General features: G+C 61.5%; 14 protein-coding genes and 2 other annotated features. Of the genes, 9 read left to right on the forward strand and 5 right to left on the reverse strand.

Translation table 11 applies throughout. The features are described from left to right. Positions 1-317: 317 nt before the first annotated feature. Positions 318-500 carry an antitoxin VbhA family protein gene (locus AC0KS4_RS06105; RefSeq protein WP_014384205.1) on the reverse strand — a complete coding sequence of 61 codons (183 nt, stop codon included), beginning with the start codon at positions 498-500 and terminating at the stop codon, positions 318-320. Positions 501-1037: 537 nt separating this feature from the next. Here AC0KS4_RS06105 and AC0KS4_RS06110 point away from each other — a divergent pair. The 7 genes from AC0KS4_RS06110 to AC0KS4_RS06140 all read left to right on the forward strand — a co-directional run bounded on the left by AC0KS4_RS06110 (position 1038) and on the right by AC0KS4_RS06140 (position 11078). Next, positions 1038-1841 carry a TnsA-like heteromeric transposase endonuclease subunit gene (locus AC0KS4_RS06110; RefSeq protein WP_238957564.1) on the forward strand — a complete coding sequence of 268 codons (804 nt, stop codon included), beginning with the start codon at positions 1038-1040 and terminating at the stop codon, positions 1839-1841. Positions 1842-2511: 670 nt separating this feature from the next. After that, a complete protein-coding gene (gene ltrA / locus AC0KS4_RS06115) occupies positions 2512-3774 on the forward strand; it encodes a group II intron reverse transcriptase/maturase (RefSeq protein WP_225330667.1) in 1263 nt (420 codons plus the stop codon). Positions 3775-3948: 174 nt separating this feature from the next. Beyond that, positions 3949-5640 carry a transposase gene (locus AC0KS4_RS06120; RefSeq protein ID WP_425326390.1) on the forward strand — a complete coding sequence of 564 codons (1692 nt, stop codon included), beginning with the start codon at positions 3949-3951 and terminating at the stop codon, positions 5638-5640. Then, positions 5525-6705, forward strand: a protein-coding gene (locus AC0KS4_RS06125) for an IS3 family transposase (RefSeq protein WP_425326349.1) whose coding sequence is annotated in 2 segments (ribosomal slippage) — positions 5525-5749 and positions 5752-6705 — 1179 coding nt in all. Because the reading frame shifts where the segments join, the coding sequence is not laid out codon by codon here. Before AC0KS4_RS06120 ends, AC0KS4_RS06125 begins: the two co-directional genes overlap by 116 nt. Next, positions 5740-5857: a sequence feature (AL1L pseudoknot), on the forward strand. It overlaps the preceding gene by 118 nt. A 225-nt stretch (positions 6706-6930) precedes the next feature. Next, positions 6931-7227 carry a hypothetical protein gene (locus tag AC0KS4_RS06130; RefSeq protein WP_238957565.1) on the forward strand — a complete coding sequence of 99 codons (297 nt, stop codon included), beginning with the start codon at positions 6931-6933 and terminating at the stop codon, positions 7225-7227. A 72-nt stretch (positions 7228-7299) separates the two neighbouring features. After that, complete coding sequence (locus AC0KS4_RS06135) at positions 7300-8400, forward strand: TniB family NTP-binding protein (protein WP_238957566.1); 1101 nt, start codon at positions 7300-7302, stop codon at positions 8398-8400. Next, on the forward strand, positions 8400-11078 hold the full coding sequence (locus tag AC0KS4_RS06140) for a TniQ family protein (protein ID WP_238957567.1): 2679 nt from the start codon (positions 8400-8402) through the stop codon (positions 11076-11078). The genes AC0KS4_RS06135 and AC0KS4_RS06140 overlap by 1 nt, the downstream gene beginning before the upstream one ends. Positions 11079-11179: 101 nt before the next feature. Here the strand turns inward: AC0KS4_RS06140 and AC0KS4_RS06145 are convergent, their stop codons facing one another. After that, positions 11180-13129 carry a TniQ family protein gene (locus tag AC0KS4_RS06145; protein WP_238957568.1) on the reverse strand — a complete coding sequence of 650 codons (1950 nt, stop codon included), beginning with the start codon at positions 13127-13129 and terminating at the stop codon, positions 11180-11182. Between the two features lie 120 nt (positions 13130-13249). On the opposite strand from AC0KS4_RS06145, the gene AC0KS4_RS06150 reads away from it, so the two are divergent. After that, a complete protein-coding gene (locus AC0KS4_RS06150) occupies positions 13250-13552 on the forward strand; it encodes a helix-turn-helix domain-containing protein (RefSeq protein ID WP_051019710.1) in 303 nt (100 codons plus the stop codon). A 920-nt stretch (positions 13553-14472) separates the two neighbouring features. On the opposite strand, the gene AC0KS4_RS06155 is transcribed toward AC0KS4_RS06150, so the two are convergent. From AC0KS4_RS06155 to AC0KS4_RS06165, 3 genes are all read right to left on the reverse strand, one after another. Next, positions 14473-15564, reverse strand: coding sequence for an ATP-binding protein (locus AC0KS4_RS06155; protein WP_472408498.1), 1092 nt, complete (start codon positions 15562-15564; stop codon positions 14473-14475). Positions 15565-16340: 776 nt separating this feature from the next. Then, a protein-coding gene (locus AC0KS4_RS06160) for an IS3 family transposase (RefSeq protein ID WP_472408499.1) occupies positions 16341-17581 on the reverse strand; the annotation gives its coding sequence in 2 pieces (ribosomal slippage) (positions 16341-17294 and positions 17297-17581; 1239 coding nt in all). Continuing rightward, positions 17189-17306 (reverse strand) — a sequence feature (AL1L pseudoknot). It overlaps the preceding gene by 118 nt. A gap of 331 nt (positions 17582-17912) precedes the next feature. Further along, a complete protein-coding gene (locus AC0KS4_RS06165; protein ID WP_238957570.1) occupies positions 17913-18206 on the reverse strand; it encodes a hypothetical protein in 294 nt (97 codons plus the stop codon). 709 nt (positions 18207-18915) lie between these two features. Here AC0KS4_RS06165 and AC0KS4_RS06170 point away from each other — a divergent pair. Next, positions 18916-20364, forward strand: a complete 1449-nt coding sequence (locus tag AC0KS4_RS06170) for a hypothetical protein (RefSeq protein WP_014384216.1) — start codon at positions 18916-18918, stop codon at positions 20362-20364. Positions 20365-20418: the final 54 nt, after the last annotated feature.

The following is a 20418-nucleotide window of genomic DNA, read 5'->3' on the forward strand; positions in this document are numbered from 1 at the left end:
GAACCACGCTAATGACGATTAGCCATGAACGGGTTCCGGATTCATTAGTGACGAAACAGGCTGCGCTACAACCAATTTTCGAACTGCTTCGAAGCTTGCGTGCCGCGGTGAGCTAAGGCCGAGCGGGCCGCCGGAGGGGTCGCTGGTGTCGCGGCTGCTCGTGATGGCCGATCCGACCGATGGTGTTCGACCCTCTTCGCGATGATGTTGCTCGTTCCCATGGCCCGATGCTCGGCCACCCCGCGCCGCTGCTGAGAGTGATGAGGCACCGTTTGATTCGATCGCCCAACCGCGACAGGGGGCAGCCCTGGCTCGGTTTACTGAACGTTATGCCGGCGCCGCACGCGATCGCATAGCTCGGCGGCGGTGATATTGCCGCGGGCGTAGGCAAGCTGGTCGGCGCGGGTTGCGTTGGTGCTGAGGGAACCTTCGAGTTCGGTGCTGTGGCGGATCGCCCTGATGGCCTTGATCCGACGTTTGGCATTCTGCAACTCGCTCACGCAAACACCAACTTCGGTCGGCTTCCTGCACGGTAGTCGACACAACAGGGATCGGGTGAGGCGCGAGCTTGCGCCGGATTGTCTGGCCTCGGCGCCGATGATGATGATGATGATGATGATCGGACGATCTGTAATCCGCGTTTCGATTTGAGCTGTATTCGGCGGAATGAATCGTTTGTTGGGAGGCGGCTGTGCGGCTATTCCAGGCAGGGGTTGATCGTTGTTGCGGCCCTGTATTGAGTGGACAATTCTGTCGGCGGACATCTCTTTTCGAGAGGTGTGTTCGATCCCGTCGGTGGTGACATCTCGTTATAGACACCGGTTCGGCCGAGGAGTTGCAAACGTAAGCAGGGTGCTGTGGTTGCGTAAGCAACGGTGCTTGGGTTTGCGATCAGTGTGCTGGCGTTTTGCGCTCCGTGCTGTGGTTAGTGCTTTGGTTTCTGCTTGCGAGTGCTTTGGTTGAATGTGTGTGTTCACCAGGATTGCTCGGGTCTTGTAGTCACGCTACAAACACAAATGTGTTAAACGCGTTGCCTTTTGACGCTGATTGGCTGCCATTATTCGGTTAGAAGTTTGGTTGCGATGCTGGATGAAGGCGGTGTGATGTCAAGGAAGGCGACAAATCGTAGCTACACCCCCCGTGTTCAATACAGGCTTGCTGACGGCACTGTTGCCGAGGCGCCCTGGGCTGAGATTGACGCGAGGGAGTTAGTGAATGGCATGCCGTGCCGTACCTTCCCCTGGTATCTGGGTCGACGTAGCTACGCAGGAGAGTATTGGTGCGCGACCGAACACAAACAGGTGAATTACGAGTCACGCCTTGAGCTTTCACGGCTGATGATGAAGGACTTCGACCAGAGTGTACGGCGCATTGCAAGTCAGCCTTTCAAACTGAGGACAAAGGTCGACGGAGTTCTCTTCACCCGAACCCCTGACTTCCTGGCGATTACCGAAGCCGGTCCACTCGTCATCGATGTTAAAGGCGTTCGAGCACTGCAGGATCCGGAGGTATGCCGAACACTCGCGTTGACCCGCACAGTTATCGAAGCGCGCGGATGGGCTTACGAAATCGCCTCTGAACCACCTGAGGTTGAATACGGCAACATCCGGTTTCTGGCTGGGTATCGACGGGAGTGGTTGTTCCAGTCGGACGTGCTGTCCCGGGTGCGCCACGCGCTGCAAAGCGCCGCAGAGGCATCGGTAGACACCATTGTTCGTGCTACGGAGCTTCCCCGGGTGACCGCTTTTCCTGGCCTGATGCATCTGCTCTGGCTGGGTGAATGCACCGCTGATCTTTCCCGGACACTCACTGGCGCAACGACTGTGAGCGCCCGGTCATGAGGGCCGCAGCGCCGATCGGTGTCGGTACAAAGATCATCTACGACGGTGAGATCCTCACCATCATCGAGATTTTCCCGGATAAGTGTGTCCTGAACGCGGAAGGGAGTGTTGATGTAGGTAGCGCTTCTGGAAGCGGTGCTGTGCAGGAGATGAAGGATTGCTGGCCCTTCGGAGCCGCCCTGTGGGGGGAGGCTTCAAACCGCCACATGCTGCGAGAGCGGTGACGCGATCGTGGTGAACGATGTGGAAAAGGCGCGTGTGACGCGTCAGGTGGGGACCGGGAAGGCGAGCGCAAGCGAATCGCTGCTGACGTGTCGTAAGAAAAACAGGTGACATCAAAACCGGGGTGTTTATCCGATCCCGGGACGAGCTTGGCGGGTGCCCATTGATTGGCCAGGCGGTGTCCGGCATGAAGGCGACGCGAGCCCGGTCTGCGGCTTTTGCATGGAACAGGAGAAGGCCGGAACCGATACGTCCCGTTCGTGTTTGACGTGGGAGATAGGGAGTAGCCCATGCGCAGCATGGGTGTGAGTACCGTCGCGGGTCCGGCTGGCGGACTGGCTCGTAGTAGTGGTGAAGCTTCTGTAATGGGAGTGAAGCGAAGGGGCCAGGTCATCTGTGACGTGTTCGTTGGATCAACCGAGACCCGTTGGGGTTCGGGAGGAGTCGGGTGAACAAGTTGAAGTCACCAGGCAAGCCGTTCGAGATTTCGAAGTGGGCGGTTCAGGAGGCTTGGGAGAAGGTCAAGGCGAACAAGGGCGCGCCGGGCGTGGACGAAGTATCGATCGAGGCATTCGAGTCTGACCTGCAAAACAATCTGTATCGGGTGTGGAATCGGATGTCGTCGGGGAGTTACTTTCCGCCTCCGGTGCGTGCGGTGGAAATACCCAAGCCGCATGGCGGCGGGACCAGGATGCTGGGCATACCCACAGTGGCTGACCGGGTGGCCCAAACGGTGGTGGCCGAGGAGTTGAAAGTGAAGGCGGAGACGCTGTTTCACGACGACTCCTACGGCTATCGCCCTGGCCGCTCGGCGATCGACGCGGTGGGTGCGTGTCGGCAGCGCTGCTGGAAAACCAACTGGGTGATCGACTTGGACATCCAGAAGTTCTTCGACAGCGTGTCCTGGGATCTGATGCTCAAGGCGGTGGGGGCTAACACCGATTTGCCGTGGGTGATGTTGTATGTGCGCCGGTGGCTGCAAGCTCCGGTGCAACTGCCTGACGGCACCTTGCAACAGCGTGACCGGGGCACCCCGCAAGGGTCGCCGGTCTCGCCCGTGTTGGCAAACCTGTTCTTGCATTATGCGTTCGATGCGTGGCTGGCTCGGGAGTTTCCGACCGTGCGGTTCGAGCGCTATGTCGATGACGCGGTCGTGCACTGCGTCAGCGAGCGCCAAGCCCACCGGGTATTGACTGCGGTGCAAGACAGGATGGGTGAGGTCGGGCTGCGGCTGCATCCCGACAAGACCCGGATCGTGTACTGCAAAGACGGCAAACGGCGCGGTGACTATGCGCATACGTCGTTTACGTTCCTCGGTTTCACGTTCCGCCCGCGCGGGGTCCGGGACAAAAACGGGAGCATGTTCGTCTCGTTTTTGCCCGCGATCAGCAAGGACGCCTGGAAAAAGATCGGGCGGCAAGTGCGGTCCTGGCGGCTGCACCATCGCACCGGTCATACCTTCGCCGGTCTGGCCGACAAGATCAACCCGATCGTGCGCGGCTGGATGAACTATTACGGCGCCTTCTATCGGTCGGCGCTGTATCCCCTCCTGACTCGCATCAACGCCTACCTGATGCGGTGGGTCCGCAACAAATATCGCCGGTTTCGGGGCCGCTGGGCATTCAACCAAGCGTGGTCGCGGGTGATAAAGCAATACCCGCGGTTCTTCGCGCACTGGGCCTGGACCACCGCCGTCCCCGCCGTCTGGTGACCAAGGTGACAAGAGCCGTATGAATCGAGAGGTTCACGTACGGTTCCGTGGGAGCCGGAGGGTGCAACCCCCTCCGGCCACCCGACAAGAGGAACGGAGGTTCTCGTGGCAGATCGTGGCGGGACTCGCAGGTTCTGGATTGGCCTACGTGAGCTGATAACGCGTGGCCGCGCCATGGTCATCGGTGATGACGATGGTCCCCGCAGCGACGATCCAGGTGAGGTGGCGTCGGTCGCGCTGTCTCACTTGGATGAAGCTACTCGGCAGGACGTCGCCGAAAGGGCTGGCCACGTACGGGAGGTTCTCACGGGATATAAGTCGGGTTCCGAAGTGCTGGCTTTGCCCGGTGAGCCTCGCGCCGAGTACTCCGCTGATCGGCCGCTAGAAGCGCGCTACCGGGCCAAAGCGGCCGAGGTCGGCTGTACGGCAAGGACTATCGAACGCTGGGTGGCGGCTTACCGTGACCACGGTGAGGCTGGGCTGGCCTCGACTCGCGGCAGTGACCCCTTCGGCGCGGCCGATCCACGGTGGGTCCGCGGCGCCGCGGGGGTCATGGCCGAGCACAGCACAAAGTCAAAGCCTTCCCGAGCTAGTGTCATTCACCAGACGAATGCCCGGATGACGTTGACCCATGGCGACGGCGTGGTCGCGACGCCGTCGCGTGCGTCGGCTTATCGGATCCTGAGCACGTTGGAACGCCAGATACACACATTCGATTTAAGTGCAAAACGAAACCGCGACATCGCCCTACGCCCTGCCCGCACATATGGCAAGTTGCGGCCCACGCGGCCGGGGGAATACCTCGTGATGGACAGCACCAGACTAGATGTCTTTGCCCTCGATCCCATCACCCTCAAGTGGGTCAGTGTCGAGCTCACCGTGGCGATGGACTGGTACACCCGCTGTATCACCGCGCTGCGCCTTAGCCCTACCACCAACTCTTCCGATGTGGCGGGGTTGCTCTACCAGACCTTTAGACCGCCACCCGCTCCGGTGGATTGGCCACGCGAGGCCGTGTGGCCCGAACACGGCGTTCCCCGTTCGGTTTTCCCCGCGGTCGAATTCCTCACTGGCGACACCACCGGACAATGCCTTCCCACCGTCGTGCCTGAGACTTTGGTGGTTGATCACGGAAAGGCGTTCCGCTCACAGCACATCAACAGCGTCTGTCAGCGGCTAGGGATCTCCATCCAACCAGCGCGCATCAGGACGGGCCGAGATAAGGGGATCATTGAGCGTTTCTTCCTCACCGTGCGCGAGGATCTGCTGCAACACTTGCCCGGATACAAAGGCCCTGATGTCTACTCGCGCGGTGAGTCACCTGAACACGAGGCGTTTTTCTACATCGATGAGCTCGAACAGATCATCCGCAAATGGGTCGCGGTGGTGTATCACAACCGTCCCCATGACGGGCTGGTCGATCCCAGCGTGCCGGGGCTGCGCATGTCGCCGGCCGAAATGTATGAACATGGCATCGCGCGCGCCGGCTTTATCGAAGCCCCACGCGACCCCGACCTCGCCTTCGAGTTCTTGAAAACCACCCATGGACGCATCCTTCATTACGGCGTTCAATACCACGAACGCCGATACAACGGCCCGGCACTGGACGGCTACCGCAACCTCGACAGCCCTTACACCGGTATGAACTACCCCAGGTTTAGTTCCGATCCTTATAGGAGGATTGGAAGCTATGCCCCGTCAGTATTCGCCGGAGTTTCGGCAGCGTGCGTTGCGGTTGTTGGACACTGTGATGGAAGCCTCGGAAGTGTCGGAGTTCGAGGCCATAAAGTCTGTCGCCAGCAAACTCGATATTTCGGAGGAGTCGGTGCGTCGGTGGCGACGCAAGGCCCAAGTCGATGCTGGTGAACGGCCGGGCATGACCAGTTCTGAGCATGCCGAGATCCGTAAGCTCAAGCGCGAGAACGCTGAACTGCGCAGGGCTAACGAGATTTTGAAGTCAGCGTCTGCGTTTTTTGCCGCGGAGTTCGACCGCCCCGCGACGAAATGATCGCCTACATCGATGCTCATCGCGATCAGTTCGGGGTCGAGCTCATCTGCCGTGTGCTGCGGGCAGCTATCCCCGGATTCCTCACCTCGCGGGGTTATCGGGCCGCGCGGACCCGACCACCGTCGGACCGGGAGATCCGCGATGAGCAGCTGATCGCTGACCTTGAGGCGGTGCACCGGCAGAACTACTCGGTGTATGGGGTCAAGAAGATGCACGCGGCGATGACACGGCGTGGTTGGCAGCTGGGCCGTGAACAAACCCGCCGGTTGATGCGCAAGGCCGGGTTGCGCGGCGCCCAGCGGGGCAAGCCGGTGTTCACCACGATCAGCGACCCGGCCGCGATCCGGCCGGCCGATCTGGTCAACCGCCAATTCCGGGCCGCTGCACCGAACCGGCTATGGGTCGCCGACATCACGTTCGTGCGGACCTGGCAGGGGTTCTGTTACACCGCGTTCGTCACTGATGCGTGCACCAAGAAGATCGTTGGCTGGGCGGTCTCGGCCACGATGCGCACCGAAGACCTCCCGCTTCAAGCATTCAATCACGCTGTGTGGCAGTCGAATACCGATCTATCCGAGTTGGTTCATCATTCCGACCGCGGATCCCAGTACCTATCGCTGGCCTATACCGACCGGCTGGCTGAACTGGGGATCGCGCCCTCGGTCGGGTCGCGTGGCGATAGTTATGACAACGCCCTCGCTGAAGCGGTCAACGCCGCCTACAAGACCGAGCTCATCAACCGCGGCAAGCCCTGGCGGTGCATCGATGATGTCGAACTCTCGACCGCCGAATGGGTGGCCTGGTACAACCAGGAACGCCTGCACGAAGCCCTCGGCTACGTTCCACCCGCCGAGTACGAGGCCGCCCTCACCGGCACCTCACACCCTGCGAGCCAGCCGACCCCGGCCCTCGCAACCGAGTAGGAACTAAACCTGGGGTAGTTCAGTAAGGCCAAACGGCGATGGCCGATCTATATCGACCCCGACGACGTCACTCGCGTCTACTTTCGCGATCCCACGACGCGTAAATGGCACACGCTGCGATGGAACGAGGCACCCGAATCACCATTCCCCTATGACGAGTACACCGTCGCTTACGCGCGCCGGCTCGCGGTCGCCCAGGGACGAAGCGCCGACCCGGCGGCCGCCATGACGGCACTGCTGCGGGACTGGAACCTCGAGCTAGGTAAGTCCGCAGCAGGCCGCCGCATCGCAATGGAACGTTCTCGCGAACGTGCCAGCCTTCTCGATGGCCTAGTGACCGAAGAGGACCGACTCGAATCGGGCACAGAGGCTTCGGTGGACGCAGACATGGAAGGCGCTAGCCCTCAGTCAGGTTCGCCAGCCGTTGATGATGACCTGGATCAGTCGGGCGACTGGGACGACGTGACCGACGACGACTACTACGCCGACGCATTCGAGGACGCCAATGACGACCAGATCTAGACGTGATGACTCGCCAATGGGCGTGAGCGACCGGGCGCTGACGCCCTTGGTGAAAGTTCCCGGGGGACAGGCGTGACGGCTCTGGGCGGTTTAGACAACCTGACACTGTCGCGCAAGGAAGGCTGGCAACGGCGGGCCTACGCTGCCGCACGTATCCAGCCCGAACTGTTGACACGCAAAGAGATCAGATCGCTCAGTGAGAAAGCGCGACAATCTTATAACCGGCAGCGACGGATCTGGCACGCCAACCTCCCGACGATCAGAACTGAACCCTTGAAGGAAATTCAAAAGGCCGTTGAACTTGTCATCGACAGCAACATGCAAGACGGTGACAAAGCCAAAGGATGCCTGGGAATCGAAGGACCTCCAGCCATCGGCAAGTCCATCGCCGTCCAGGACCTCGCCTTCAAATATCATCGGCGAGAAATCGACGAACTAGGCGAATACGTCGGGGACAACGAACGTTGGCCGGTCTGCCGGGTTGGTATGACCGGAAACACCGACATGAGAGCCTTCAACCGGGCCATGCTCAGCTTCTACAACCATGCCGGAGCGAAAACGGGCACCGCCACGGACTTCGCTCGGCGCGCACTGGACTGTGTACTGTCCTGCCAGACAAGGCTTTTGATCGTTGATGACCTCCACTTCCTTAAAGTACGAACTACGAGTCGAGAGATCAGCAACCAGTTCAAATACATCAGCAATGAATTTCCGCTGACCATCGTGTTCATCGGTATCGGTCTGCGCCAGCGCGGACTCTACAGTGACGGCGAATACGCCGGAGATGTCCTGGGACAGTCAGGCAGACGGATCACCGGCTTGACCATGCGTGAATTCACCATCGACGATGAACCCGGGCGATGGGAGTGGCGACGGCTGCTGCTGTCTATCGAGAAGCGGATCGTTGTGGCGGACAAGGAGCAAGGCATGCTCGCCGATGAGCTATCCGACTATCTGTGGGAGCGCAGCAGTGGTCGCATCGGATCGCTGATGGCGCTGATCACCCGTGCGTGTCATCTTGCTGTCACGAGCGGTCGGGAAGTGGTGAATAAGGCCCTGCTCGAGGGTATCCGAAACGATGAAGCCTCAGAACAAAAGCGTGCCGAACTGCATGCTGGGTTCGCCGCCGGCCGATTGATCTCCAAACCGAAACGGTACCGCCGGACGACCTGATGCCCCTATCGGCCCTGCCGGACACCACCGTCCGCGCCCGCTCTCTCAGGCACATCCGCTCTGTAGAGGCCGTGTCGGCGCGCACGCTTCCCATCAGGATCCCGCCACTTGCAGGTGAAGCGCTCGAGTCATGGCTGGTTGCCTTGGCACAACGACTCGACGTGACCTGGGAGGAGCTCCTCGACACCGTCATGCCCGCTTCGTTGCGAAAGCAGGCAGTTGTAACCGCCGCCAAGTTCACTGCGTGGCTAAATCCCGACGAACTCGCCCACATCGCAAGGGTGACGGCCGTAGATGAAAGTCGCCTGCACGCCATGACACTGCAACCACTCGACGGCACGCTCATTACCATTGACAGGCGCCGACGCATCGCCTGGACCTCCTGGGGAGCGATTACCCGGCAACGCTTCTGCCCGCGTTGCCTGGCCGACAACCACGGCCGGTGGTCTCTTGACTGGCGTCTGCCCTGGGTGACCGTATGTCAACGTCACCGTTGTTTTCTCATCGATACCTGCCCGACATGCTCACAAACAGTGTCTGTCGCGTACGGCTGGTGTAACGGCAAATTGAGACCTGGGCCGAATCGATGCTGCGCATCGGTCGGACCGGCCGGAGAACGACGACGCTGCGGCGGCTCACTCATCGATATTCAGCCCGACACTTTGCCACCTGACCACCCAGTGCTGGACTATCAGGGCCAGCTGAGCGCACTGCTAACACAGCCGAGCGTGGACGCCGGAGTGTATGGCGTACAACCGGTCTCATCGGCACAATTTCTCGTTGACATCCAGATGCTCGCTAACCGCATCCTGACGACCACCACGCCGCGGGCGATTGCTCGACATCTAGGGACCGTCGATCACAGCCAACACACGCGCTACTGGCGCACTCGTCTGTGGACCAAACTCGGCCAAACACCCACCCGGCGCGGCCTGGCCGCCACGTCGTGCGCATCAGCAGTGGCCACCGGAACCACGGCAGCCCTAATGGTCATGCTGCAGCCCTCAATTCCACAAGCCGCAGAAATGTTGCGGGGCTTTACCTTTGGTGACTGCCGCTTCCACAACCGCATCAGACCCACTTACAGCAAGTTGGGACAACACCCTAGCACCGTCCTGTGCGCAATCGATATCGCCTCCTGGGTGGGCCGGCGACGTTTCATTGCCGCTACCGACCAGCTTCGCTACCGACTCTATTCGGCAGTTCCCTCCTATCCCATGCCGGCCGGCCCTGATGCACTGATTCTGCGTTGTGTGCCCAATGCCCTGTGGGATGGCTGGGCATTTCGTTTGCGCATCGGCGGTTTCACGATGGCGACGCAACGACAGGCCTTGGCGCTACTTGTCACCATAGTCGCAACCACGACACCGCAAAAACACCTCGAAAAGGCCATGCGATGCCGGATCCCCGACAGAACTACCAGCCAGGTCTTTGCCGCTCTACATGCGCATCCGAAATGGCCCGCTATTGCCGCGGCTCTGATTCGTCTCCACGATCGATTGGTAAGTGCGCCGCCGCCCATCGATTACCGGCGTCGTTGCGCGCTCGACTATAGGGGCCTTCTTTCTCTGCGGCAGTGGGAAGGGCTTACCTCGTTGGCGCGAGTGAGTTCACAAAGCCCGCTGATACATCACGCGGCACGAACGTGGCTCTTCGACCGCATCAGCGGCCTTCCCCCCACCGCAATGCCTTTCTCCATTCCACCGAGAAAGGGTCGGTTTGCTGCTGACAGATTCTTGTTGATGTTGACTCCCGAGCTGGTCACGCACCTAGATGAGGTGGCTGCAGAATTCCTGCGTCGACGTGGAGTCGACGATGAACCCGTTAGTTGGACGCCGCCGCTGGAATGGCTAGGCGAGCTGGATCTGCCGGGACAGTACTGCCACGCGGTGCAGATCCGCGCGCTGCGCCGGCTTCTTGGTGCGGGCAACGTCTCAATACGAGAAGCTGCACGCCGCCTCGGCCTACCCGCAAACGTCATACGACACGAGCTGAAACACAATCCGCTCCGCCAAATCCCGCAACACGTCCCTACTCAGTTCGAACGCGCCCAAGCCGCCCTGCCCGAGGCGAGACTACGAAAACTCTACGAGGACAAAGGGCTATCGCTTCCTCAGATCGCCATGCTTGTCGGAATCAACAAAGGCGGCCCCATCGGCGATCTGGCCCGCAGCTACGGCATGCACCTTCGCGGCAACGACCGAAAGCATATCCCCGCGACATGGATCCGCGACCGCAATATTGTGCAGCACCACACCGTGCGCGAGATGAGCGCTGAACTGGGAGTCTCCGAAGATCGCATCCGGTGCTGCGCCGTCGAGCACAGAATAATGCTTCGCGAATATGACCACCCCCACCCTCCGCTTGCTGCCGCCATCGCTCGTGAACTTCCCGGCGGCGAGATCTTGCTGCCGGCGATGGTCGACATTAAGGCGTGGCGGCGCCTTCAGCGGTTCGCGCGCGCATCACGCTGTCAAACTCTTGCTGCGGCGGCGAGAGAATGCGGCTGCGGCGCTTCGGTGCTAAGAGGGCAGATCATCCGATTAGAGAGCAATTTCGGCGAGGAACTGCTCGTTAGGAGTGGTTCGCGTCTAAGACCATGGCGGCCGACAGCTCTTGGTCATACAGTGGCTGACCTGGTGCATCAGATCGAAGCACGCATCGACACGGTTAAATGACCCCGCCGGCCGGCCAAGGCATTGACACCCCTGCACGCTGTACACCGCGTTCGGCCATCGCCGTTTCCGAAGGGCAAACGACGACAGGGCCTTTGCCAACATCACGGAGTCTGCCCTCCGAGCAAGCGAGCAGCCGTTGGCGGCCGCATCGCATCGCGGCAGCAGCCCATTCCAGATTCAATGTCAGCACCCAAAGTTCGAGGATGCGATTCAACTGGGCAGGAGCTTACCGTGGGGTGCCACAGTAGCGGCTCCCCACCGCATCCGTGTTTCTCCAAAAACTCTGTGGCAGAACGGTCGAGAAGCACCGAGAGGTCCGGCGTCATCGACTGAGTGAGTTTGGACAGCTGGCGGTGGAACTCACGCTTACGGTCGGCCGTGGGACATCGATGCGCAGGGGAGCCGGTCATCCGCTCATACATCCAACACCGGACCAATTCGACCCGCATTGCCGGGCTGGCCTCGACCATTGTCTCACAGCATATTTCGTACCACTTATCACCATCCATCAGCTGATAGAAGGGAAGTGCACGCCGCCGTTCGTAGTCGATGGGGCAAGCGCCTGCATCAAGGTCGTCCGCGACGCGGATCAACGCCGCTCGCAATCCTCCCCAGTCCTTGGCAGTGCTTAACCGTTGAAGAACACGCGCTACGGCCGGCGCCGTCGTGATCGACCCGAAACGCCGGGCCGCTTCGCCGAGGGTAATTCGCGTGCCGACCACCATGACGGCGCAGGCCAGCGTCGCGGCCAGCTGCTCGGCCGCTAGACCTACCGGGGGGAAACGCATTGCAACCGAGTGCCATAGCAACGCCGGAATGTGTCGCTGCCGTTCCGCTAACACGGCCGGGTCACTGGGGGAGTGGGTGCCGCTTCGGTAGCGAAGTTGATCGCTAGGGCCCAGGTAGGTTTCAAGTGCTGACAACTGGACAGCGCGCAACGGGCCGCTGACGATTTTGCCTCTGCCGAAATGAGTCGCAGTCACCGACGTGGCGCGTGCACCCGGAGTCGCTACGATCCAGCGCATCCGTACCTCAGCGTGTCGTACGTCAGGGCTACCCAGAACGGCGAGCGCGGCAACCAGCGCCAACGCAGCACCACCTGCCGTCACCGCGGGATTGGCCACCACCGCTTGGCCAGCGTCACCGGAAACCAGTTGCGCGTAAAGGTCCACGAGGTCGCTCGGCGTGCGCTTCTTAACAATGTCGCCAGATGAAAACCTCAGCACGCGATTTCCAATCGCGGCGACATCGGCGAAAAACTGAGATACGTCAACAGGGCCGCCAATGTAAATGCAATCGGACACCCCTTGTTGGTCAAGGCACTTCAGGATGCGTCGCTGCGCTATGAGCACCAGGTGATCAACGGGGAAACGTTGCACGGCTGACCCCGACAGCGCCGCGCCGCATCGAAACGCCTTGCGACCATGCGCCACTGGCGTTTGTTGCGAACAAAACCCCGGCGCCATAAGCGTGCCCGAAGCTATCGGTCCGACCCTCTGCCAGCGCCCACACTCAGGGCAGCAGTCGACAAGCAGGCAGTGGTGTACGGGGCACGCAATGGCCCAGCGCAGCCGCCACCACAACTGCCACCGACCGCCATTTTCGGCCAGGCACATCGGGCAATAGCGCGACCTTTCGGGCGCCCGCAAAATCGGCACCGCCGCAGCCGGCCTTCTAGCAGCGTTCGGTGAGCGAATCAGTCCCGCAACCGTCATCGACGCAAGCCTGCTGGTATCAACACCGGTGCTTTGGCTCAGTGCCGATGACTGCGATCCGGTGAGCCCAAGCAACCAGCCATAGATCCCGGTTCTTGATCCCATCGACGGGTTGTCGAGACCGACAGCACGGAGAAGGTCGCCCCATGGCGTGTGCGACCGGTACGCAAGCGCTTCGAGATAAGAATCAAGTGCCTCGCCATCAGATGGCGGCAGTCGGATCGGCAGGCTCCGGCATATTGTGGCCGGCGCACCTTCGCCTGAGCACAGCAATACAGGATCGATCGAGGACCAATGCACGCCGCCGGAAGACCCGTAGGGCCCGCCGACCCTCATCCCATATCACCAGGCAACGTCGACCTGCCTTCCGGTCGACGAGTGAGGAAGAAGGCCGACTCCGAGCAATGTACTACTAGTAGGGCAGACATCGGTTGCGCTCGCCGTTTACCTGAGAGCGTGCCCACGCGCCCGAGCCAAAACAACCCCGAGCGGGTTGCCCAATGGGAACGGTGGCGAGGAATAGTCGGGCGCAACATTCGCGAACTCCGCGTTCAACGCGGCATGACGCAGGAAATCCTCGCGCTGCACTCGGGTGTGACGCGCAATGTGCTGATCGATGTCGAGTTCGGCCGGCGTGGTCTGCTCTACGAGCGGCTCTTTGACCTCGCGGAGGCCCTCGATGTGACAGTCGCTGATCTGCTTGCCGTGCCCGAACGGACGCCAGTGCGCAAGAGACGCTCCAAGCGGCCTACCAAATGATGCTGCATTCCAGTCGCCGCACGCGGGCGTCGAGCGACGGCCGGATGCGCGGGGTCTGAAGCAGTGCGAACCGGCCCTTGCACTACTAGTGCTACACTGCGTCAGACGGGCCTGGTCTGCTGGCTGACCAAAAGAGTCGGACAACGGGTGACGATCCGGCCGCGCATGGGGCGGTTCACCGCCGATCAGACGCCTCGCAGTGCCGCCGGCCAGGTCCGCCCCGCAACGTCGGCCACCCTGGTGTGCCCGGGGGCGCGTGTAACCGTGACGGAGGTTGGGCGTGGCCCCACATGGTCGGCAGGAGGTGGCTCGACACCGCTAACCCGAGCAGCGAGGCGCGCTACGCGGCACCATTGCCTACAGCGCACTGGAGGGCTGGACTCCGATCCTGGGGCGTGAATTTTCTCGCCTAATTGAGCAGTGGGGCAATCACATTCACCAAATACCGGGCGATCGTACTGCGTGCAGCGCCGCTTGGTTCCCCGTCCACCCGAATGATCGTCGATGAAGCAGACACAGCGACCAAACACTCCGACATTGAAGGGCTTCCGAGCTCCGATTTGAGGGTGTGATTCCACGGTCGGCCGGAGTCGATCTTAGCGCGGACCGATCTCGATCACCGGTTGACGAGAAATCAAGGTGACACCATGACGAACCCAGTGTCGATGCCGAGCATTGGATTCTGTCGTATGACTTCAGAATCGAGGCTAAAGGGGGTCGTCTTGACCGCGAATCTCGACGCGAAACCAACTTGCGGTTTGCGGTGTGTCGCATCGGCTAACAAGCACTTGACCGCGCAGGAGCTCAGCCGTGGTTTCCCAATCGACCAGATCGTCAGGCCGCTGCCGCACTGATCCGTGCGCTTCTGCGGGTCCGTAGCGCCGACCAGTCACTGGCTGAGCCTAGGACTGCGCTGTCGATCACAGGTAGGTGCCTTGGGGTAGTTCGGGTTTGAAGCGGCCTGACTGGATGGTGGCCAGGAGCGCGGTATCGGTGACCGTGCCGGTGGCTAGAACGGTTCGGCGAACGATTTCGCGGATGTCGGCGCCATTGGTTTGGGCCGTGAAGTGGGCGGCGACGTGGCTGGCATCAATGGATTGGGCTCCGGGAATGCCCCGCAGATAGGTGGTCAGGATTTGTGCGGCCGCCTCGCGTGTGGGATAGCCGATCTCGATGATCGAGTCGAAGCGTGCGGTCCGGATCGCCGCCGCGTCCAAAGCCGCGACGTCGTTTGTGGAAGCCAGCGTCAAGATCGGCGCTGAGGGGTCTGTGTCCATGACAGCCAAGAACTCCGAGAGAGGACGAACTTCGCCGTGGTGGCGGCGATTGCCGACGATGAGGTCGATGTCCTCGAGCACGATCACGGTGGGCCCTAGTGCACGGGCCTCTTTGTACACGGCGGACAGCACTGATTTGCCGGCGCGGGCATCGACATTGATCACGGTGAACGGCCCGACGAGTTCCGCGGCGATGGTTTGCGAGATCGCGGTCTTGCCGACGCCGGGCGGTCCCGCGAGCAAGATTCCTCGGCGTACTCCCAAGCCCAACTGGGTCATCAACTGCCGGTGGGTGGTCAACGCGGCGATATTGAGGTCGATTTCTTCCCATACCGACTCGGGCACAATCACATTCGTGCGGCTAAGGGCCGGGATTTCCGTGACCTCAAGAACCAGGCCGTTGTTCTCGGATGCGGTCAGCGCTCGACCACGGTAGAGGTTTTTGGCGCCATCGGCGTCGTTCATGATCGCCTCGATCACGGCGACGGCGTGACCGCGATCAGCAGGGGTGGTGTAGACCTGCAGCCGTGGCGTATCGGAATACAGCGTCGATGAACTTAGCCGGACCACGACGGGCGCGGGGGCGAGCTGGCCGGCTGTGAAGAACGCCGACAGCCGCGCAGGCGGCGCAAGGTGTTTGTCGCCAATCTCGATGTGCGCCCAGGTCGGTGGCTCATCGTCGTCGCTGGGCCCGACCGGGGGATCGAAGCGGTCAATCAGCGCGGCCAGCGCCAATCCGGCCGCGACGTGTCCGATCGACGACAACCGCCGTGACTCACATACCAGATCCGACCCCGATCGGCCCAACATCGCATGCAGAAACCCCGCGAGGGTGACTTGCGTGGTTACCGACCCCGTCAAGATTTGGCCGACTAACTGCACCGCGCGCCGAACCGACGAATCCTCACCGGCCAACACCGCGGCTAGGGCTGGTGGCTCAACGTCGGACATGCTCAGCAGTATGCCCGCGCCCACCGACAGCACCGGCAGGACCGGCCATCGCTGACACCTTTGGCCCGCGTGGAAATAGCGGGCGCAATAGGGTCGCCGACCGTTTTCCGGCGGCGACCGGTAACAACTAGCTGCCCGGCGAGCCTTGCTGGATCACCTTGGGAACCGGTAGGCCATCTCGACGTAGGTCGCCGGGGAAGCACGGCGATGTTGCGACAATGGTCGGTGGATAGTCGGGAGGATATGCCGCCTTGATTTGTATGTGGTATCCGTCTGGGAAGTAACCGAATGGTTGGGTTTTTCGAAGCCGTCGCGCTCGATCACCGTGATGCCCCAGCTTCGCCAAAGCTCTCCGGCGTGTGCGATGAGATCTGCCCCTTCACGCCGGCGGGCCCGATCACTTTGGCGAACAACGAAAATTCGGTGAGGCCGGGGCCGGGGCCGGGGCCGGTGTAGTTGTCATCGCAGCCGACGTTGCTGCCGCCGATGGTGTCGCTCGTGTCTAGGACGGTGCCCCGTGGCAACCCGTCGACTGTTTTGAACTACCCCAGGTTTAGTTCCTACTCGGTTGCGAGGGCCGGGGTCGGCTGGCTCGCAGGGTGTGAGGTGCCGGTGAGGGCGGCCTCGTACTCGGCGGGTGGAACGTAGCCGAGGGCTTCGTGCAGGCGTTCCTGGTTGTACCAGGCCACCCATTCGGCGGTCGAGAGTTCGACATCATCGATGCACCGCCAGGGCTTGCCGCGGTTGATGAGCTCGGTCTTGTAGGCGGCGTTGACCGCTTCAGCGAGGGCGTTGTCATAACTATCGCCACGCGACCCGACCGAGGGCGCGATCCCCAGTTCAGCCAGCCGGTCGGTATAGGCCAGCGATAGGTACTGGGATCCGCGGTCGGAATGATGAACCAACTCGGATAGATCGGTATTCGACTGCCACACAGCGTGATTGAATGCTTGAAGCGGGAGGTCTTCGGTGCGCATCGTGGCCGAGACCGCCCAGCCAACGATCTTCTTGGTGCACGCATCAGTGACGAACGCGGTGTAACAGAACCCCTGCCAGGTCCGCACGAACGTGATGTCGGCGACCCATAGCCGGTTCGGTGCAGCGGCCCGGAATTGGCGGTTGACCAGATCGGCCGGCCGGATCGCGGCCGGGTCGCTGATCGTGGTGAACACCGGCTTGCCCCGCTGGGCGCCGCGCAACCCGGCCTTGCGCATCAACCGGCGGGTTTGTTCACGGCCCAGCTGCCAACCACGCCGTGTCATCGCCGCGTGCATCTTCTTGACCCCATACACCGAGTAGTTCTGCCGGTGCACCGCCTCAAGGTCAGCGATCAGCTGCTCATCGCGGATCTCCCGGTCCGACGGTGGTCGGGTCCGCGCGGCCCGATAACCCCGCGAGGTGAGGAATCCGGGGATAGCTGCCCGCAGCACACGGCAGATGAGCTCGACCCCGAACTGATCGCGATGAGCATCGATGTAGGCGATCATTTCGTCGCGGGGCGGTCGAACTCCGCGGCAAAAAACGCAGATGCTGACTTCAAAATCTCGTTAGCCCTGCGCAGTTCAGCGTTCTCGCGCTTGAGCTTACGGATCTCGGCATGCTCAGAACTGGTCATGCCCGGCCGTTCACCAGCATCGACTTGGGCCTTGCGTCGCCACCGACGCACCGACTCCTCCGAAATATCGAGTTTGCTGGCGACAGACTTTATGGCCTCGAACTCCGACACTTCCGAGGCTTCCATCACAGTGTCCAACAACCGCAACGCACGCTGCCGAAACTCCGGCGAATACTGACGGGGCATAGCTTCCAATCCTCCTATAAGGATCGGAACTAAACCTGGGGTAGTTCATTTTCCTGCAGGTACCGAAGCACTGAGTCCTGGGCCTCTTGTTAGCTTTTCGGGATCTTCGGTGACGGCGCAATGGGTGTGGATTCCATGGGCCCTTCTGAAATCATTGTCGCGCCGGACGGGGCTGATGACCCCGACCCTGTGTGCTTGGTTGGATGGGTCGATGAGCACGCGGCAAGTACGGCCGCTGCCAACAGAACAGCAAGAACGTGAAGTAATCCGCGAGATTCTTCTTTGTTTTCATTCTGGCCTCGCGGGAGGAGGCCGGGCTGGCATCGTTGCTTCAGGTGTGATCCAGTTCGTTGAGGTTTCCGTCAGCCCACTCTTCCGCGGCCGCCACGGCATCGGGATGATCGGACATCCAGTTGCCGTGCGCCGTGCATCGCAGGCGCAACTCGTCCTGGTCTGCGTCTCGCGGCAGCAAGCCGTAGTGAGCGCGGATGCGTCCCTCGCTGAATGCGCGGCCCGCGCGGGAGTCGGCTTCTGCTTCGATGAGCGATTCACGAACGCCCGGTAGTGCCAACCGGAAGTCGCCGTCGTCGCCGTCGTCGGCCCACTGATCGGCATTACCAGTCACCCCATCAGGGTAGTGGCGTACTGCGATAAACCGAATCTGCTGACTATCGCGATGCGCGGTGGCTTCACGACAATGTCGGCAAAATCCGAGCCGGACCGATTGGTCACCACATCGCCGATGAGGCGTAGACCGGGGTTTGGCGGAGGGCGCGCCGCTGTTCGCTCGCAGTGGCGGCGGATCAGGTCACGTCACTCGGCGCACAGCGTAGAGCCTGCGGTGGATCCTCTAAATCGTCCCGAGCACATCGAGCGCATCCTGCTCGGTCAGCCGGGGTTCGCGGGCCCCAAGGCTTTCGGAAGGCTGCGCAGGCACCTTCGGCCAGGAGCGGTGCGTCCTCGTGCTCGTTGTGCTCGGTAACCGTCGAACAGTCCGTCAGGACGACCCGTCGCTATGCCGCGGAGCACCGCAGGGACGAGGGCGCGGCCGCCGTCGTCGAGGCCGGACTTCTCTCGCAGCCGGGCACAACATCCCGGGTGCGCCCCGCGATCCGTCAGAAGGTTGTGCAGCCGCTCGCTGCGGGCCGACGGCTCGCAGGCTTTGGTCGCGCGCTAGTTTCAGGGTCACCTGTTATCACTGAGTCGTGACTCTCGATGTGCCCGATGACTCGCCTCGACACAGGTTCATGCGGTACGTGCGACCACCCGGTGACCGGAACAGCACACAACGTGAAGCCGGACCACTATTCCCGCTCCGACCGAACACGCGAAAGATGCGTGTTGCCATCGATGTGCAGACCCTCGCGGAGCCCACGCCGGAGCTAATGCGAGTTCTCGCCCATGACGAGGAAGTCGAACCCCTCCTTTTCGTCCAAAACGACGAATCAGAGCCTCAACGTTGGATGCAGGTTCTCGAATGTCGCCGGTGGTACCAGTTCACGTTCACGACCGTCGCAGACGCTCCGAAGTTCATGGATTCCTCGACTGTCGGAGTGTCCGGTTACGAGGACGGCGACAGAAGGCTGGCAGCCAGTGGGCACTTTTTCAGTGTTTACGCGATGCTTGACGAAGCGGCGCTTGCTTCGTACACGGACGACTCGGGGATCACGCTGGCTGACCGTCACCGTGCTGCCGCTCTCGCATGTGCGTCCGCAGCAATTGGGGCTGATGTCATCGTGACCACTGCGCCCACGGCGGGGCGCGACGATGTCGCTGACAACGATCTGATCGTGAGCGTGACGCCGAGCCAGTTGGTCCCGCTGTTCGGGCACTACCTTCGCATGACGGGCAATCCCGTTCTGACCGTGGCCAAAGGACGGTTGCTTGGCGGGGGCGAGTACGTCCAAACCTACAACGCGACCTCGGTCGCAGACCTGTACCAGGCGGGCATCGACGCATCCGTTCCGCACCTCACCTCGATCCGGCTGATGGCCACAGCCGGTCTCGACCTCAACCTCGTTCAGTCCATGTCAGCGATTGCACTGCGCCTCGGCCGCGCCGCGCGGGCTGTGGACCACCTACTCGCAACGTTGAGCACCGCCGCATCGAACGACATGCAGCGATCCGACATGTCAGAGACGGCTGGTGAAGCATTCGACCGAATGCTGCTGTACCTGTGCGCCGCGATGGACAGGTATGCCCGCGTCACCCGGACCTTGTTCGATACGACCCTTGATCCCGACAACCAGCGCGGCTCCCTCACATCCACCGAAGAATTGCGGTCGGTGATTGCGAAGTTCGAGCCGACAGATACGGCACAGCTAGAATCACTGGGCTCGTACGCCTGGGTCATTGGACAGTTGCGCAACCGAATCCACGCGCTTCCGCTCGACACACAACATCGGCTGTCTCGCAGCTACGGCTCGTCGACAACGGTGGCGATCACCCTCAATGGTCTTGCAGAGTTCGACCCCGCCGCCACACCGCTCAGTCAAGTCCAACTGGACAGGCTTGGGGTGTGGAACGCGCAGTCATCCAACCCATTTCAGCCGCCCACGTACGCTGCAGACATCGCCACCTTGGCGACAACCCTCTTCAGAGAGACGCTGTGCTACCTGGAGGAGTTCTCTCACTTCATCATTCGCAACAAGGTGCTGGTAACGGTCACAACGCAGAAACACCGCGTGCTCGGTTGCTGGGCGGATGATCCCCGCCCGATGCCAGACGCGCTGCCAAACGAGCTTCTCTATCGGGAAATGCTGGGGTGGGCTGAGTTCGGCTGATCTGCACAACGCAAACCGCCCCAAGCCCATCAGCGGGTTGGGGCGGTCAAGCAG

It is taken from the genome of Mycobacterium sp. NTMscope_MAC_12, from assembly GCF_976985675.1.

Coding starts and splice junctions, on each gene's coding strand:
- AC0KS4_RS06130 (WP_238957565.1), top strand. CDS start 6,931: ATGACGGCACTGCTGCGGGACTGGAACCTCGAGCTAGGTAAGTCCGCA.
- AC0KS4_RS06170 (WP_014384216.1), top strand. CDS start 18,916: ATGCGTGTTGCCATCGATGTGCAGACCCTCGCGGAGCCCACGCCGGAG.
- AC0KS4_RS06140 (WP_238957567.1), top strand. CDS start 8,400: ATGCCCCTATCGGCCCTGCCGGACACCACCGTCCGCGCCCGCTCTCTC.
- AC0KS4_RS06120 (WP_425326390.1), top strand. CDS start 3,949: ATGGTCATCGGTGATGACGATGGTCCCCGCAGCGACGATCCAGGTGAG.
- AC0KS4_RS06145 (WP_238957568.1), bottom strand. CDS start 13,129: ATGAGGGTCGGCGGGCCCTACGGGTCTTCCGGCGGCGTGCATTGGTCC.